This window comes from Rosenbergiella metrosideri (assembly GCF_022602565.1).
Lineage (GTDB): Bacteria > Pseudomonadota > Gammaproteobacteria > Enterobacterales > Enterobacteriaceae > Rosenbergiella > Rosenbergiella metrosideri.
The window spans coordinates 48983-62709 of the sequence record NZ_JALBCV010000007.1; the positions used below are offsets into that span (position 1 = coordinate 48983).

Genomic DNA, 13727 nt, shown 5'->3' on the forward strand with positions numbered 1-13727 from the left:
ATTATCTTCCTAGCCAGCTTAATGGGTTAACGGCTTGTCCTTGGCGTCGAATTTCAAAGTAAAGTGCGGGAGAACCTTGCCCGCCACTGCTCCCGACTAGCGCGATAGGTTGCCCGGCCCTTACCTGTTGACCAACGTTCACTAAGGCACTCTGATTATAACCATAGAGGCTCATATCACCTTTACCGTGTTCAATCACGACGACAAGGCCGTAACCTTGTAACCAGTCGGCCATTAAGACGCGGCCATCGGCAATCGCGCGAACATCAGTGCCTTCCGCTGCACCAATAACCAAACCTTTCCAGCGTAGTTCACCTTGTAAATTATCACCAAAACGATGAATAAGACGGCCATGTATCGGCCAAGGGTATTGGCCATTGGCCCTACCCAAACCGCCTGTGCGGGCAATCAGTTCTTTCTCACCTTCGGTAGGACGGTAGGTTGAGCCTTTAGCTTGGGCTTGTGCTTGGCGTTGTTTGACTTGTTCTGCAGCTCTCACCTCGCGAGCTGCTCGAGCTTTAGCTTCTTGCGCGGCTCGGGCGATCTGGTTTTGTAGTCGGTTTTCGTTCTGTCGCATTTCGGCGAGGTCGGCTTGATCTCTCTGTAATGATGCGTTCAATTGTTGTAAGGTTTTTTGCCGAGCACTTTGAGCGGCCTGCAATCGATCTTGCTGCGCTTTTTGTTGGCTGAACAGCGCTTGTTGCTGCTGTTGGCGCACTTCGAGCTGCGATTTTTTATCGGCTAAATCGGCACGGGTCTGTTTTAATGACTCGATGTTTTCTTGACGTGCAGTATTTAAATAACGGAAATAAGTCAGCATTCGGTCACTACGTTGACCGTCTTCACCACTGAGTAGAAGCTCAATACCGCTATGTTGCCCCTGACGGAAAGCCGCATCAAGCTGGGCCGCGAGCACCTTTTCTTCATGAGCTTGAGAACGGATAAGCTCTTCAATAGAGTCCGTCAGCTCTTGGATATCGCCGTTAATGCTATCTAGATTGAGTTGTGTCTCACGTAATTGCCGGCTGGCTTGGGCAATGAGTATCTCTTGGCTCTTTAACTTACCCAATAATTCGTCGCGTTGCTGTTTTTGTGCTTGAACACTGCGCTCTTTGGCCGCAATATCTTGTTGAATCGATCGGAGCGCCGATTGATTATCGTCAGTATAGCCAGAAATGGGTAAGGTCAATAGGCCCGCACAGAGGAGCAGGCTGGACGTCAGCGGTAAACGGCGAAATTGCGGTGACAAAATCGTATTATGCCGAGCTGAAAAAGATAGAGTGAAACGCTTTTTTTCCGTCATAAGGCTGAGATTATTCCATGATGTTTCACAGGTTACCAGAGTAACGCTCGGGTTTTATAGTGTACAGCCTATAATAATGGCATAATCAGATAATAGGTAAGAATTCGGCAGTGTGAAAGGGCCAGTCTAAGGTTATTACAGTAGATAATTCCCATTTTACAATGTTGTCCCGACTACGCAGTGTCACAACACTGCGCGGATACATTTATATTAGATCGTTCTCGGAGTTGTTTTTCTTATGCAAGATATTATGGAATTCGTTCACAATCACCTTATCTTAAGCCTGGCTTGGGTGGTATTACTGGTATTAGTGATTTTTACTACTTTCAAAGGCCTGTTTTCTAAAGTTAAGTTAATCGGGCGGGGCGAAGCCACCCATTTAATTAATAAAGAAAATGCTGTTGTGGTAGATGTGCGTGGGCGTGATGATTTTCGCCGTGGCCATATCTCTGGTGCGCTCCAAGTGAGCAGTGACGACATTAAGAAAGGCAATTTTTCCGAACTCGAAAAGTACAAATCTCAGCCAGTGATCGTTGTTTGTGCAACGGGACAGAGTGCCGGAGAGGCTGCAGCACAACTTAACGCAGCAGGTTTCGAAAAAGTATCTGTATTAAAGGATGGTATTAGTGGTTGGAGTAGTGAAAACCTTCCACTAGTCCGTGGCAAATAGATTCTAAAGAGGCTTTTATGGCATCCATTGATATCTACACCAAACAAACCTGTCCTTTTTGCCATCGTGCAAAAGCATTGTTGGATCAAAAAGGTGTGAAATACCACGAAATTGCGATCGATAATGACAGCGAAAAACGGGCAGAAATGATAGATCGTAGTCAGCGTACGACAGTGCCACAAATCTTTATCGATCAGCTCCATGTCGGCGGATGCGATGATTTGTTTGCATTGGAGCAGCGTGCACAACTAGACCCACTACTGAATGCCTAACGATAGGCTCTATTTTGTATTAAAGGATTGAGTACCATGTCTGAACAGAACCCAAATGAAATGACTTTCCAGATCCAGCGTGTTTACACCAAAGATATCTCTTTTGAAGCACCTAATGCCCCGCAAATTTTCCAAAAAGAGTGGGAGCCTGATGTAAAGTTGGACCTCGATACGGCATCGACTCAACTTTCTGAAGGGATCTATGAAGTCGTTCTTCGCGTAACGGTTACCGCAACTGTTGGTGAAGATACTGCTTTCTTATGCGAAGTTCAGCAAGCGGGTATTTTTACCATTTCGGGAATCGAAGGTTCGCAAATGGCCCACTGCTTAGGTGCATATTGCCCTAATATTCTGTTCCCTTACGCTCGTGAATGCGTCTCTGCGCTAGTCTCACGTGGTACCTTCCCGCAACTAAACTTAGCACCTGTCAACTTTGACGCGCTTTTCATGAACTACCTTCAGCAGCAAGAAGGTGGTGAAGTCGCGCAGGATGCTTAATCACGATGCGTGAAGCAAGCGTAAGCGTTATCGGTGCCGGTTCATACGGCACCGCTCTAGCGATCACTCTGGCCCGTAACGGTTACCCTGTGACGTTATGGGGGCATAACCTGCAACATATCGCGCGGTTAAGTGAACAACGTTGCAATGCCGAGTTCCTGTCCGATGTCCCTTTCCCTGATAATCTCGTCTTAACCTCCCAGCTTAATGAAGCCGTTACGCAAAGTCGTGATCTCTTAATTGTTGTCCCCAGCCATGTCTTTGGTGACGTATTAAAACAGATCGCCCCAATGTTACTGCCGGATACCCGTATCGTTTGGGCAACTAAAGGGTTAGAAGTTGAGACGGGGCGTTTACTCGAAGATGTTGCCCGCGAAATTTTAGGTCCCGATATTCCTCTGGCAGTCATTTCCGGGCCGACCTTCGCTAAGGAGCTTGCTGCCGGTATGCCCACCGCAATTGCTTTAGCATCGAAGAATGCGCAATTTGCGATGGACTTACAGACTAAGCTGCACTGCGGTAAAAGTTTTCGGGTCTACAGTAATAATGATATGACCGGTGTGCAATTGGGTGGTGCGGTGAAAAACGTCATCGCCATCGGAGCGGGCATGTCAGATGGTATGGGCTTTGGTGCCAATGCGCGCACAGCGTTGATCACCCGTGGTTTAGCGGAGATGTCTCGTTTAGGCTTGGCATTAGGTGCGCAAGCGGAGACCTTCACTGGCATGGCCGGTTTAGGCGATCTAGTATTAACCTGCACAGATAACCAATCACGTAACCGCCGTTTTGGAATGCTGTTAGGGCAAGGAACGTCGGTTGAAGAAGCACAAGAAACGATTAGTCAGGTTGTAGAGGGCTACCGTAATACTAAAGAAGTTTACCTCCTTGCGGCAAGTGTTGGGGTAGAAATGCCAATCGTTGAGCAAATCTACCAAGTGCTTTATTGTGGTAAACCCGCTCAAGATGCAGCCATTGCGCTGTTGGGACGAGAACGTAAAGACGAATCACGTCAGTAAGTAAGCTTACTTTATTTAATTATTACGCCCGTTTGGGCGTTTTTTATCAGGAGCATGTCATGTCTTCGGAAGAGCTTGAGCAAATTTGGGAAGCGATTCTCGCTGAAGCACGTGAACTGGCATCCGGCGAACCCATGCTTGCCAGCTTTTTCCACGCCACGCTACTAAAGCACGACAACTTAGGCAGTGCCTTAAGCTACATGTTGGCGAATAAGTTGGCGAATGCCAATATGCCCGCCATTGCAATTCGCGACATAGTCGAAGAAGCTTACCACCAAGATCCCGGTATGATCTTGTCTGCTGTTCGCGATATTATGGCGGTGAGTCAGCGTGACCCCGCAGTGGATAAATATTCAACCCCTTTGCTCTATCTTAAAGGTTTCCATGCGCTGCAAGCTTACCGTATTGGTCATTGGTTGTGGCGCGAAGGCCGGCGTTCACTCGCCGTCTATCTACAGAACGAAATTTCTGTTTCTTTTGGTGTCGATATCCACCCGGCTGCAAAAATTGGCTGTGGCATAATGCTCGATCATGCAACCGGTATCGTGATTGGCGAAACGGCGGTAGTCAGTGACGATGTTTCGATACTGCAGTCTGTTACGCTGGGCGGGACCGGCAAAACTTCCGGTGATCGTCATCCCAAAATCCGCGAGGGAGTAATGATTGGCGCTGGTGCGAAAGTGTTAGGTAATATTGAGATTGGTGAAGGGGCAAAAATTGGAGCCGGATCGGTCGTATTGATGGCTGTCCCACCACATACCACCGTGGCCGGAATTCCTGCAAGAATTGTAGGTCGTCCGACCAGCCAAAGGCCCTCAATGGAAATGGATCAACATTTTACTGGGGCGATGGGGTTTGAATACGGTGATGGGATATAACCCGAAGATTACGCTGCGTTTATTCTCGTAACAGTGCGCCAGCATAGCCTAATTGACGCCAGGCTTCGAACACTACCACCGCGACTGAGTTTGAAAGATTCATGCTGCGACTACTCTCTACCATAGGAATACGGATTTTTTGCTGGGGCGGTAAGCTGTCGAGTATTGTTGCCGGAAGACCACGGCTTTCTGGGCCAAACATGAGATAGTCACCGTCCTGCCAACTCACTGCACTGTGGGCAGGGGTGCCTTTAGTCGTCAGCGCAAAGAGTCTTTCGGGCTGTTCAGTTGCGAGAAAAGCCTCGTAATTAGCATGTTTTTTTACGGCAGTAAATTCGTGGTAATCCAGTCCCGCACGGCGCAGACGTTTATCGTCCCAAGTAAAACCTAAAGGTTCGATAATATGCAGGGAAAACCCTGTATTTGCACAGAGGCGAATAATATTTCCGGTATTGGGTGGAATTTCTGGTTCGAATAAAACGATATTAATCATGGCGGCTCCCTTTTCGAGAGCCGCAGCATAGCAAATTATTGTTTCGCTGAGTATAACGGAAGCCAGATAGTTAATCGTAAGCCGCCGAGCGGGCTATCTTCAGCTTTGACATGCCCACGATGCTGTTGAATAACCGTGTCGACAATCGCTAAGCCGAGCCCAGTTCCGCCTGAGGCACGGTCACGCGCCTCATCCGTTCGATAGAAAGGACGGAAGATTTGTTCACGATCTTGTGGGTCGACCCCAGGGCCATCATCATCAACATGTAGGGTTAAGCCCGTTCTATCCACAGAGAAGCTGATACTGATGGCTGAGTGGGAATACCGCAGGGCATTACGGATAATATTTTCGACAGCACTTTCTAAGGCGTGTGGATTACCATACAAAGGCCAAGCGCCTGGTGGATAGAGTATATCCATTTTCTTACCCATTTGCTCTGCTTCGAAGCGTGCATCATCAATAACATCTTTCCATAATTGGTTGGCTCTTAACACTTCACTAATTAAAGCATTTTTATGCTGAGTGCGTGAAAGGTCGAGCAGATCGTTAATCATTCCGTCTAAGCGCTGCGCCTCAGTTTCAATACGCTCCAATTCTTTACTTTCTCCAGCACGGCGACGTAACAATGCCGTCGAGAGTTGTAAGCGGGTTAACGGTGTACGCAATTCATGGCTAATATCCGAAAGTAAGCGATGCTGCCCTTTGATAAGACGTTCAAGCGCACTGACCATTTGATTGAAGCTGGCACCCGCCGCTAAGAACTCTTGGGGACCTGATTCAAGCTCAGGATGCTGGCGTAGGTTGCCGCTAGCCACTTCATCGGCAGCATATTTGAGCTTACGTGCAGGTTTGGCAAGGCTCCATGCCAGCCATAGCAGTAAGGGAGTACTGATTAACATGGTGACGAGAAGGAGTAACCAAGGGCGGTCAAACAGTAGATTCACGAAGTCGAGCTGTGAACTACTGGCCGGACGGATCATATACAATTGATAATTATCTTCCCCATCCTCGATAGAGAATGGACCAGCCATCTCTTGTCGACCATATTTTTTCTTTTGAGGGTGATCGGCGTTGTCTGACTGCCCGATAAAATTCCGAATAATTTGCATTTCATTATGGCGTGCACCAATAACCCGGCCCTCAGAGGTAACGAGTAATAGGTGCTGGCCCGGGGGGGCCCATTTATCGATTGCTCGATAGAGACGTCGCCACCACATCAGGTCATTGGGAGGATCTTGTCGTAGCTCGGCTTCAATATGTTGCTCAACCATTGCTCCCTCACGATATTCGCTTGGGAGTAGAGAGGTCATTTGCCGTGAGTCGAGCTTAGGCACCATGAGGACAAGCATCAGCACTAGCGCCAAGGTTAACCAGAAAATCGCAAAGATACGGGTAGTCAAACTGGCAATCATGTTGCAGAGACCATTAGGTAGCCACGCCCACGAAGGGTTTTAAACCAAGGATGCCCATCACGACGCTCAGGAAGCTTTCTGCGTAGATTAGAGATATGCATATCGATCGCGCGGTCAAAAGGCGTCAAGCGTTTACCCAGTACCTCTTGGCTCAGGTGCTCGCGAGAGACAACTTGACCGAGATGTTGAGCTAATAGATAGAGTAAAGTGAATTCGGTTCCCGTCAGTTCCAGAGCTTCATTATCGAAACTGGCTTCTTGGCGTCCAGGATTCAGACGTAATTCATCGACTTTGAGTGTAGGGGAATTACTTTCTTGTACTTGTTGCTGCTCACTCCAATTTGAACGACGTAATATGGCACGGATCCGCGCAACTAATTCACGGTCGTTAAAAGGTTTCGGCAGGTAATCATCGGCGCCAAGTTCTAATCCAAGCACACGGTCCAGCTCGCTCCCTCTTGCTGTCAGCATAATGACTGGCGTTTGATGTTGTTGGCGGAGTTCTTTTAATGTATCAAGACCATTTTTCTTAGGCATCATGACATCTAAAAGTAATAGGTCGATGCTGCTGTCCATCAAGGATAAAGCTTGCTCGCCATCACCCGCGACGGTTACATCAAAACCTTCCATTTCTAGTAATTCTTTTAACAGTGAAGTTAGTTCACGGTCATCATCAACGAGTAAAATTTTATTCATGATCTCTCCTCTTCGGCAGCAAAAATACCTTGTTCCATGGTAACGTGTTTATCACTTTACTTAGTTTTACACCCCCTGACGGATGTTTGCAGCAACTCGCTTAGACTACCCCCCAATGCTTCAAACAACAACCGCTACGAGGAACAGTGAAATGCGTCATCTTTGTGCTCTCGCGATATCCTCTTTATTTATGGTTTCTACGGGGTATGCCCAAAACGTCGAAACAGCACGTAAAGATGAGATTAACCAGCCTTGCACAACAAATGATAGCCTGACACAACGTATCCAATCACATATGTTTGATGGTATCGAACTGAGTGAGTCGCAGCGTCAAAGAATGCGGGATCTGACCGATCAATTTCGTTTTCGCCATTCCACTACGGATATCGGCGATTTGAAGGCGATGCAGAAATTAACATTGTCCCCTGATTTTGATGAGACAGCTGTTCGCAATCAAGCGCAAAAAATTGCAGACGAGCAAGTGAAGTTTCAAGTTGAAATGGCCCATGTACGTAATCAAATCTACGGGTTATTAACGTCAAGCCAGAAAAAGCAAGTCCAGCAGAATTATGAATATCGTATAGATAAATTATGCGATATCAAAGAATTACAGTGAGCATGCCATGTTGACTGTAATGTAGTACCAGTAGTATGTCATACCTTTTTCCTTGCCATAGACACCATCCCTGTCTTCCCCCTCAGTGATGAGGGGTTTTTTTATCAGGTACTTAGAAAAAATCCTTTATAAATCAATCCTCCTTGCAACAGCCATAAGCAGTTACAAGAAAGATATAGCGTTACGGGTGTAGACAAGATGTAGACAACATTGTCACACCGCCAGCCCGCCGCCGAGAGGGTTTAACGTTACTGTGTGCTGCCGGTAATCGGGAGCAAGGTGAGCATAAACCATCATCTGTTGTATGCTGGCGTGCCCCAGAATTTGCTGTAACGCAATAATGTTCCCCCATTCATCATGAACCAGCTTGCGAACGTATGCTGAAGTACGTGCGTTGCCTGTCTGCGTGGTAAATCGGGCTTAACCTGTTTGAGCCGTTCACAGAAGTTTTCATAGTCAACTTAGAACAGTGGCCCGGTGTCGCTGATCTTGATTTCTTTTTTCAGTTCTTCCGATATCGGAACCGTGCGCTTTTTCCCGTTTTTGGTTTTAAGAAACGTCACGCGCCCATGATTAACCTGCTCACCTCGCAGCGTGCTACTTTCGCCCCAGCGTGCGCCGGTACTTAGGCATAGCAGTGCTACACGTCGATCGTCGCCGGTAAGAGTATTCAGCAACCTACTGATCTCTGATTTTGCTAGATAGGTTATAGCTGGCGGTGCTTCTTTCAGTGGTTCCAAACCCTTGCAGGGATTTTCCTTCCTGAACTCTTCCAGCTTTATCAACGTGGTCAACATTCCGTATAAGCGTTAAATATCCCGGTTGATCGTATCTTTGCCCGGTGATTGCCTGGATGGTACTACCACCCTGGCACCTGTTACGCCTTACGATAAGTGGAACGGTAGCAAGTGGGTGACGGATACCGAAGCACAGCACACGGCAGACGTGGAGGCAGCAGTACAACAGAAAGCTGTGTTAATTGCAGAAGCACAGGAAACGATCAGCGTCTGGCAGACTGAACTACAGTTAGACATTTTCAGCGATGAAGACAAAGCCAGCCTGATAGCCTGGATGAAATATATCAAAGCTGTTCAGGCGGTGGATACGTCGCAAGCGCCGGATATCACCTGGCCGGATAAGCCGGAATAAGTTTGCATTCCTGCACGCATCCCCAGTTTTAACCGGGCTGGACGTACGTATCGAGTACAGTCATTTTTAACGGCGCTACAGCACTGTCAGTTATGGCGATGTGTTCTGGAAGATGAAGCGGACATCTGCCCGCTTAAGTTTTTCCTGTTCGCTGAGGATATTACAAGTTACGATTAGTGAGACAAGATGGACTCAATGCCACGAATGAGCCCAGGAAAATAGGTTTGGTCTATCGCTATCCCGCCTTTGAGCATCCAACCTTCATCTTCATGCGGGCTGGCTGTGAAGTTAAAGCCGATAAAATCAGCGCCTTCTACCTGGCGCACTTCACATGTAAATGTCTCCATTCTCGGTACGAATGATTCTGGAGGCGTTCCGATATTCTGCTCGATATTTTCGTGAAAACGCACAAGCATATCCCGGAAGTTTTTAAGATCAAACAACGTTAACTCACACTGGCATTGCAATTTTATGCAAGATTCCTCGATTTCCAGCCAGCATATAATTAAATCCAGCCGACGATCTTCAGGTTCTTCCTGCCTTTCGATGAAAGAAAGGCGAAATAGAGCGCTTTCGTTCATGATCTCAAACATTATCGGATCGCCTTTATATGAAAATGCATGATGGTCCAGTCACGTTCTCTTACGATGACGTGCAGAGTATATTTTTTTTGCGAATAAACGATCGCATTGCCTACTGTCTTTTTATTCAGCCGTGTCATACCGATCAGGTATTCGAATTGCCCTGCTACCTTATCTGGATCTGACCTCCGGCTTCCAAACCTGATCGCTTTTTCGAGAATATGAACGGGGATATACCTACCAGGATCAGCCATGCGTGCGGCCGTTGTTCGGGTGAACTTCAGGTTTACTGCTGATAGTCCTGATTTTAAACGACCTCTCAGCACATTGAGTGTCGCTCCGCTCAATGCAGCCTTTACCCGGTTACTGGTCGCAGCTTCGAACAGAGAAACTCCAGTACGAAATATCCGAAAAGCACCAAAGAGAAACAAAGCTATATCAGTAGGATCAATCAGAGGCGCTTGTATAGGTGCCTCTTCCAACATAGCGAATCGTCCGTCAGCATCATAAATTTGCCATAGACCGGGGGCCTGGGCCACAGAGTAGCCAATGCAAATACCGGTTTGATCTTCAACTATGGGCTGGGCGTTTCGTGGAAGCTGATTATTTGGCGTGATTGCAAAATATTCGCCTTGCTGAAGCGGCGTTCTGAAATTGTAGTGCTTACCTAGCTCGCTCAGATCAATCTGATCAAAAACTGCCATTACTAAATCCTTTGTGGTGGTATCCTGAAAGGATTAAATACCACTCTCCCTGTAACGGCAACCTGTCCTTATAAAAATCCTGACAGCGTACTACTGGCAGAGTTATAGGCGGATATAGCTTTATCCTTCAAGCCAGAAAGTAAATAGCCAACAGACGACGCTTGCAGGCGTTCGCGTAAATCTTCATCACAGCGCTGGAAGCTGATCGAAAACTCTATTTTTTTCGCCTTTCCGTAGCGGTCAAACTCCGTATGCGTGGCCTGTAGCCTGGTTAGCACATACATTCCGTAAATCTACCCTGCGCCGCTGATTAAAGGCCACGGACGCCCGGTGTATGCCTGCGTTGCCAGAACGGTAAGAGACTCATCGCCGCCCGTAATTTCAGGGTAAAGCACACCATCCATGTTAATCTGTGTCTCCCCCGCGCCGATGTACTGCCATTTTGCCGATCGGTTGATACGGTCATTTTTCACATGTCGCTAGTTGAGCGAATGGCGCAGCTGCTGGTAAGGTAGTGTCTTCAGTTCAAAAACGAACATCCCGAATATCATCATCATAATGTTGCCTCCCCTTAATCTCTGTCTTTGAAGCTGCCGCGATTGAGCCGCGCAAGACGGGCCATTTCGGCATTCACTGCGTCGGCGGCAATCCGGCCAATTTCGCGCGCGTCCTGCCGGTCAACGCCATGCAGATGTACGTGGATTTCGCCCGTAAAGCCTCCAGCGGCAACCGGTATACTGCTGGCGTTGCGGCTGACTGGAAGAAGTTCCGCTTGTTTAACGGGAAGCGATGCTGCCACCACTGCAGGGAGTGCACTTAACCCGTTGTTCCTCACCGTGCTGGCCAGTTACGATACCTTTCATTCCCCACGAACGGCCAGCGCATGCGGCAGGTTTCTAAACACGATGTCGCCGGGGCCTATCTTCTTCATGTTAGGGGCAGTCGCTTTGGTGTTGCTGTCGATATTCTGCAACCGGCACATAGTGCCGTTATCGCCGGTCAGCGGTGAGGTGGGTTGCGGTGCTCCGGGCGGAACGTTTTTCACCTCAACTTTTTTCTGTGCAACCTTGGCAATATCACCCTGAAGAAAAGCTATTTTGTCCGGGAGAACGGCCATACGCTCCGCGTCTTCGATCTTCTTCCTGGATCTTTCGGCTTCATCAGACAGAACGCCGAGCTTTTTGTTCTATTTTATTGAATATTTTATGGTATTGATGCATTGTTCCCCGAAATTCATCACTTCGGTCATGTATTAATTGTTCAACGGAAGATTCATATTTCTTACAGAATGCGTGGGTTCCAGCCATTAAGCTGGAAAATGCTACCATGTTCGGGGTTTGTCCCTTATAAGCACTTTTTCCATGTGTGCAGATGAGCGTAAATTCATCAGGATGACTAATGGCATAGTTGAGACCATCATGCATAACTTCTTTTAATCTCGGGTCTCCAATACTATCGATATGCGAAAGAATAATAGAAGCTACTTCAAGCATTTTTGGCATGTCGTCGGTTAAGAAAGCATCCCAAAATGATTCAGCATCTTCTTGCTTCAGTAAATAATGAATGCTGAGACACAATGAATGTCTGAATAAATCATTTGTATACCAGATGATTGGTACACCAGGATTATCAAAGCTATCAAAAAATAAATCTACGAACTTAGTTGGTGCTAGGTATGGTTTGTGTATAGAGCATAAGAAAAATTGCCAAGGAGTTTTTCTAAAGCGTTAAGTAAATCGTCGCATATTTTCGCCACTATATGTTCTGGATGTTCGTTTGAATGGAGCCGAGGAACACCAAGATTTTGGCAGTGATGGGCAACAACTTCACTAAGAATTGGGTCTGCATCTCCAAGGGAAATAATAGAACCTTGTAAGTATGCCTGTGGGCCTTCATTGAAAATTTTCTTTCCTGAATGACCTGATTCGTCTGCGTAGACAAATACTCCCATTGCTTGTTACTCCTTTTAAAAAAAACGAGATTATCAGAGAATTTGTCCATCAGGATAGATGAGAAGAGTTTAGTTAAATGTCAGTTTCTGTACCAAAGTTAGGGAAAAGCTGAGCGTTAAGCCCAGCCTAGTGATCGAAGTGTAGTCAATATGTAGACGATGATTAGAATAAATCCTTTTATTCCATTGTGTTACTGAATGGATTGCATCACCATCCCTGTCTTCCCCCGCATGATGCGGGGTTTTTTTTGCCCCTACTATCTTCGCTAGCGGTTGTATCTTGCCTACGCCTACAATCTTACCAATAACTTTCACTGTCATATTTCTGTCATAAAAGTGACATCTTCGTGTCATCGAATTGACCTAATTTAACGGCAACACACCTTTGGTTGTAATTGAATCGGTCTTTTGGAGAGAGTATGAATTTCAAACGTAAGATGGCGACTCACCTCACAGCAGTTACCTTAGCAATGACTACCGTTTCGGCCTTCGCCGCAACCGATCTTACTGGCGCTGGTGGTACTTTCCCTGCACCGGTGTACTCTCGTTGGGCTGCAGATTACTATAAAGCCAATGGGAGTAAAGTGAACTATCAAGGGATCGGCTCATCGGGCGGGGTAAAACAAATCATCGCTAAGACCGTCGACTTTGGTGCGTCTGATGCGCCAATGAGCGCAGCTGACTTAGAAAAAAATGGTCTGTTCCAATTTCCCACCGTCATTGGTGGCGTCGTCCTTGCCGTAAACTTACCGGGTATTAAATCTGGCCAACTGATTTTGGACGGCAAAACAACAGGTGATATCTATTTAGGGAAAATCACTCGCTGGAATGACCCTGCCATTGTAGCCTTAAACCCGGGCTTAACCCTACCAGCAACGAATATTAATGTTGTTCGCCGTGCTGATGGCTCAGGGACCTCTTTTGTATTCACCAGCTACTTGGCGAAAGTTAACCAAGAATGGAATAGTAAAATTGGTAAAGGAAACACGGTTAATTGGCCGGTTGGTCTAGGCGGTAAAGGTAATGATGGCGTAGCAGCCTTTGTACAGCGTCTGCCAGGTTCGATTGGTTATGTTGAATATGCCTACGCCAAACAAAACAATCTCACCTATACCAAATTGGTTGATGCCTCAGGAAAAGCCATTGCACCGAATGAGCAATCGTTCAGCGATGCTGCAAAAGGGGCAAATTGGCAGCAGAGCTTTGCACAAGACCTGACCTACCAAGCGGGTGATAATGCTTGGCCGATCTCGTCAACCACCTATGTTCTAGTCTACAAAAAACCGGCTAATGTGGATAAAGCTAAAGCTGTTTTACAGTTTTTCGATTATGGTTATCAACAGGGTGCGAAAACCGCCAATAGCTTAGATTACGCAGCACTCCCTGCATCGGTCGTAACACTCGTCCGTGATGCATGGAAAAAGACTATTACGACAGAGGAAGGTAAAGCAATTTATCCTTAATTCTCGCCGCGCGTCACTTATTTATT

Annotated in this window: 17 protein-coding genes and 3 pseudogenes; 8 read left to right on the plus strand and 12 right to left on the minus strand. The window is 46.9% G+C overall.

The genetic code is table 11. The features are described from left to right. Position 1 precedes the first annotated feature (1 nt). On the minus strand, positions 2 to 1303 hold the full coding sequence (gene envC, locus MKR94_RS08650; protein ID WP_241646557.1) for a murein hydrolase activator EnvC: 1302 nt from the start codon (positions 1301 to 1303) through the stop codon (positions 2 to 4). A 238-nt stretch (positions 1304 to 1541) separates the two neighbouring features. Here envC and MKR94_RS08655 point away from each other — a divergent pair, with 238 nt between their 5' ends. The 5 genes from MKR94_RS08655 to cysE are packed head-to-tail and all read left to right on the plus strand — an operon-like array spanning position 1542 to position 4637. After that, positions 1542 to 1973, plus strand: coding sequence for a rhodanese-like domain-containing protein (locus MKR94_RS08655; protein WP_241646558.1), 432 nt, complete (start codon positions 1542 to 1544; stop codon positions 1971 to 1973). Between the two features lie 17 nt (positions 1974 to 1990). Next, complete coding sequence (grxC, locus tag MKR94_RS08660) at positions 1991 to 2245, plus strand: glutaredoxin 3 (protein WP_092677310.1); 255 nt, start codon at positions 1991 to 1993, stop codon at positions 2243 to 2245. Positions 2246 to 2281: 36 nt separating this feature from the next. Beyond that, entirely contained in the window at positions 2282 to 2743 is a 462-nt protein-coding gene (gene secB / locus MKR94_RS08665; RefSeq protein ID WP_241646559.1) for a protein-export chaperone SecB, read from the plus strand. 5 nt (positions 2744 to 2748) lie between these two features. Further along, positions 2749 to 3759, plus strand: coding sequence for an NAD(P)H-dependent glycerol-3-phosphate dehydrogenase (gene gpsA, locus MKR94_RS08670; RefSeq protein WP_241646560.1), 1011 nt, complete (start codon positions 2749 to 2751; stop codon positions 3757 to 3759). A gap of 59 nt (positions 3760 to 3818) precedes the next feature. Next, on the plus strand, positions 3819 to 4637 hold the full coding sequence (gene cysE, locus MKR94_RS08675; protein WP_241646561.1) for a serine O-acetyltransferase: 819 nt from the start codon (positions 3819 to 3821) through the stop codon (positions 4635 to 4637). Positions 4638 to 4656: 19 nt separating this feature from the next. On the opposite strand, the gene trmL is transcribed toward cysE, so the two are convergent. Genes trmL through cpxR form a run of 3 tightly spaced genes read right to left on the minus strand, consistent with a single transcriptional unit; the run spans position 4657 to position 7237 of the window. Further along, positions 4657 to 5130: a tRNA (uridine(34)/cytosine(34)/5-carboxymethylaminomethyluridine(34)-2'-O)-methyltransferase TrmL gene (gene trmL, locus MKR94_RS08680; RefSeq protein WP_241646562.1), complete on the minus strand. Its 474-nt coding sequence runs from the start codon at positions 5128 to 5130 to the stop codon at positions 4657 to 4659. A gap of 35 nt (positions 5131 to 5165) precedes the next feature. Continuing rightward, a complete protein-coding gene (gene cpxA / locus MKR94_RS08685; protein WP_241646563.1) occupies positions 5166 to 6542 on the minus strand; it encodes an envelope stress sensor histidine kinase CpxA in 1377 nt (458 codons plus the stop codon). Next, on the minus strand, positions 6539 to 7237 hold the full coding sequence (gene cpxR / locus MKR94_RS08690; RefSeq protein WP_241646564.1) for an envelope stress response regulator transcription factor CpxR: 699 nt from the start codon (positions 7235 to 7237) through the stop codon (positions 6539 to 6541). The genes cpxA and cpxR overlap by 4 nt, the downstream gene beginning before the upstream one ends. Before the next feature lie 151 nt (positions 7238 to 7388). On the opposite strand from cpxR, the gene cpxP reads away from it, so the two are divergent. Beyond that, the gene (gene cpxP, locus MKR94_RS08695) at positions 7389 to 7853 is read left to right on the plus strand and encodes a cell-envelope stress modulator CpxP (RefSeq protein ID WP_241646565.1); all 465 of its coding nucleotides are present in this window, start codon (positions 7389 to 7391) and stop codon (positions 7851 to 7853) included. A gap of 213 nt (positions 7854 to 8066) precedes the next feature. Here cpxP and MKR94_RS08700 read toward each other — a convergent pair. Beyond that, a pseudogene (locus MKR94_RS08700) lies at positions 8067 to 8683 on the minus strand (tyrosine-type recombinase/integrase); the annotation flags it as partial. A 10-nt stretch (positions 8684 to 8693) separates the two neighbouring features. Between MKR94_RS08700 and MKR94_RS08705 the strand changes: the two are divergent. After that, positions 8694 to 9002: pseudogene (locus MKR94_RS08705) on the plus strand (tail fiber assembly protein); the annotation flags it as partial. Positions 9003 to 9175: 173 nt separating this feature from the next. Here MKR94_RS08705 and MKR94_RS08710 read toward each other — a convergent pair. The 7 genes and pseudogenes from MKR94_RS08710 to MKR94_RS08740 all read right to left on the minus strand — a co-directional run bounded on the left by MKR94_RS08710 (position 9176) and on the right by MKR94_RS08740 (position 12238). Continuing rightward, on the minus strand, positions 9176 to 9595 hold the full coding sequence (locus MKR94_RS08710) for a hypothetical protein (RefSeq protein ID WP_241646566.1): 420 nt from the start codon (positions 9593 to 9595) through the stop codon (positions 9176 to 9178). Further along, positions 9595 to 10287 (minus strand): hypothetical protein, encoded by a 693-nt coding sequence (locus MKR94_RS08715; RefSeq protein WP_241646567.1) that lies wholly within the window; start codon positions 10285 to 10287, stop codon positions 9595 to 9597. The genes MKR94_RS08710 and MKR94_RS08715 overlap by 1 nt, the downstream gene beginning before the upstream one ends. 68 nt (positions 10288 to 10355) lie before the next feature. Continuing rightward, positions 10356 to 10760 (minus strand): annotated as a pseudogene (locus tag MKR94_RS08720) (phage tail protein). 98 nt (positions 10761 to 10858) lie between these two features. Then, positions 10859 to 11122, minus strand: coding sequence for a hypothetical protein (locus MKR94_RS08725; RefSeq protein WP_241646568.1), 264 nt, complete (start codon positions 11120 to 11122; stop codon positions 10859 to 10861). A 24-nt stretch (positions 11123 to 11146) separates the two neighbouring features. Beyond that, positions 11147 to 11404 (minus strand): hypothetical protein, encoded by a 258-nt coding sequence (locus MKR94_RS08730; RefSeq protein ID WP_241646569.1) that lies wholly within the window; start codon positions 11402 to 11404, stop codon positions 11147 to 11149. A 43-nt stretch (positions 11405 to 11447) separates the two neighbouring features. Beyond that, the gene (locus MKR94_RS08735; RefSeq protein WP_241646570.1) at positions 11448 to 11780 is read right to left on the minus strand and encodes a hypothetical protein; all 333 of its coding nucleotides are present in this window, start codon (positions 11778 to 11780) and stop codon (positions 11448 to 11450) included. Positions 11781 to 11956: 176 nt separating this feature from the next. Continuing rightward, the gene (locus tag MKR94_RS08740; RefSeq protein ID WP_241646571.1) at positions 11957 to 12238 is read right to left on the minus strand and encodes a hypothetical protein; all 282 of its coding nucleotides are present in this window, start codon (positions 12236 to 12238) and stop codon (positions 11957 to 11959) included. Between the two features lie 419 nt (positions 12239 to 12657). Here MKR94_RS08740 and pstS point away from each other — a divergent pair, with 419 nt between their 5' ends. After that, positions 12658 to 13701, plus strand: a complete 1044-nt coding sequence (gene pstS, locus MKR94_RS08745) for a phosphate ABC transporter substrate-binding protein PstS (RefSeq protein WP_241646572.1) — start codon at positions 12658 to 12660, stop codon at positions 13699 to 13701. Positions 13702 to 13727 lie beyond the last annotated feature (26 nt).

What these genes read in the sequence shown, in the direction of transcription:
- envC (WP_241646557.1), bottom strand. Translation starts at nt 1,303, where the DNA reads ATGACGGAAAAAAAGCGTTTCACTCTATCTTTTTCAGCTCGGCATAAT.
- MKR94_RS08655 (WP_241646558.1), top strand. Translation starts at nt 1,542, where the DNA reads ATGCAAGATATTATGGAATTCGTTCACAATCACCTTATCTTAAGCCTG.
- grxC (WP_092677310.1), top strand. Translation starts at nt 1,991, where the DNA reads ATGGCATCCATTGATATCTACACCAAACAAACCTGTCCTTTTTGCCAT.
- secB (WP_241646559.1), top strand. Translation starts at nt 2,282, where the DNA reads ATGTCTGAACAGAACCCAAATGAAATGACTTTCCAGATCCAGCGTGTT.
- gpsA (WP_241646560.1), top strand. Translation starts at nt 2,749, where the DNA reads ATGCGTGAAGCAAGCGTAAGCGTTATCGGTGCCGGTTCATACGGCACC.
- cysE (WP_241646561.1), top strand. Translation starts at nt 3,819, where the DNA reads ATGTCTTCGGAAGAGCTTGAGCAAATTTGGGAAGCGATTCTCGCTGAA.
- trmL (WP_241646562.1), bottom strand. Translation starts at nt 5,130, where the DNA reads ATGATTAATATCGTTTTATTCGAACCAGAAATTCCACCCAATACCGGA.
- cpxA (WP_241646563.1), bottom strand. Translation starts at nt 6,542, where the DNA reads ATGATTGCCAGTTTGACTACCCGTATCTTTGCGATTTTCTGGTTAACC.
- cpxR (WP_241646564.1), bottom strand. Translation starts at nt 7,237, where the DNA reads ATGAATAAAATTTTACTCGTTGATGATGACCGTGAACTAACTTCACTG.
- cpxP (WP_241646565.1), top strand. Translation starts at nt 7,389, where the DNA reads ATGCGTCATCTTTGTGCTCTCGCGATATCCTCTTTATTTATGGTTTCT.
- MKR94_RS08710 (WP_241646566.1), bottom strand. Translation starts at nt 9,595, where the DNA reads ATGTTTGAGATCATGAACGAAAGCGCTCTATTTCGCCTTTCTTTCATC.
- MKR94_RS08715 (WP_241646567.1), bottom strand. Translation starts at nt 10,287, where the DNA reads ATGGCAGTTTTTGATCAGATTGATCTGAGCGAGCTAGGTAAGCACTAC.
- MKR94_RS08730 (WP_241646569.1), bottom strand. Translation starts at nt 11,404, where the DNA reads ATGGCCGTTCTCCCGGACAAAATAGCTTTTCTTCAGGGTGATATTGCC.
- MKR94_RS08735 (WP_241646570.1), bottom strand. Translation starts at nt 11,780, where the DNA reads ATGCTTGAAGTAGCTTCTATTATTCTTTCGCATATCGATAGTATTGGA.
- MKR94_RS08740 (WP_241646571.1), bottom strand. Translation starts at nt 12,238, where the DNA reads ATGGGAGTATTTGTCTACGCAGACGAATCAGGTCATTCAGGAAAGAAA.
- pstS (WP_241646572.1), top strand. Translation starts at nt 12,658, where the DNA reads ATGAATTTCAAACGTAAGATGGCGACTCACCTCACAGCAGTTACCTTA.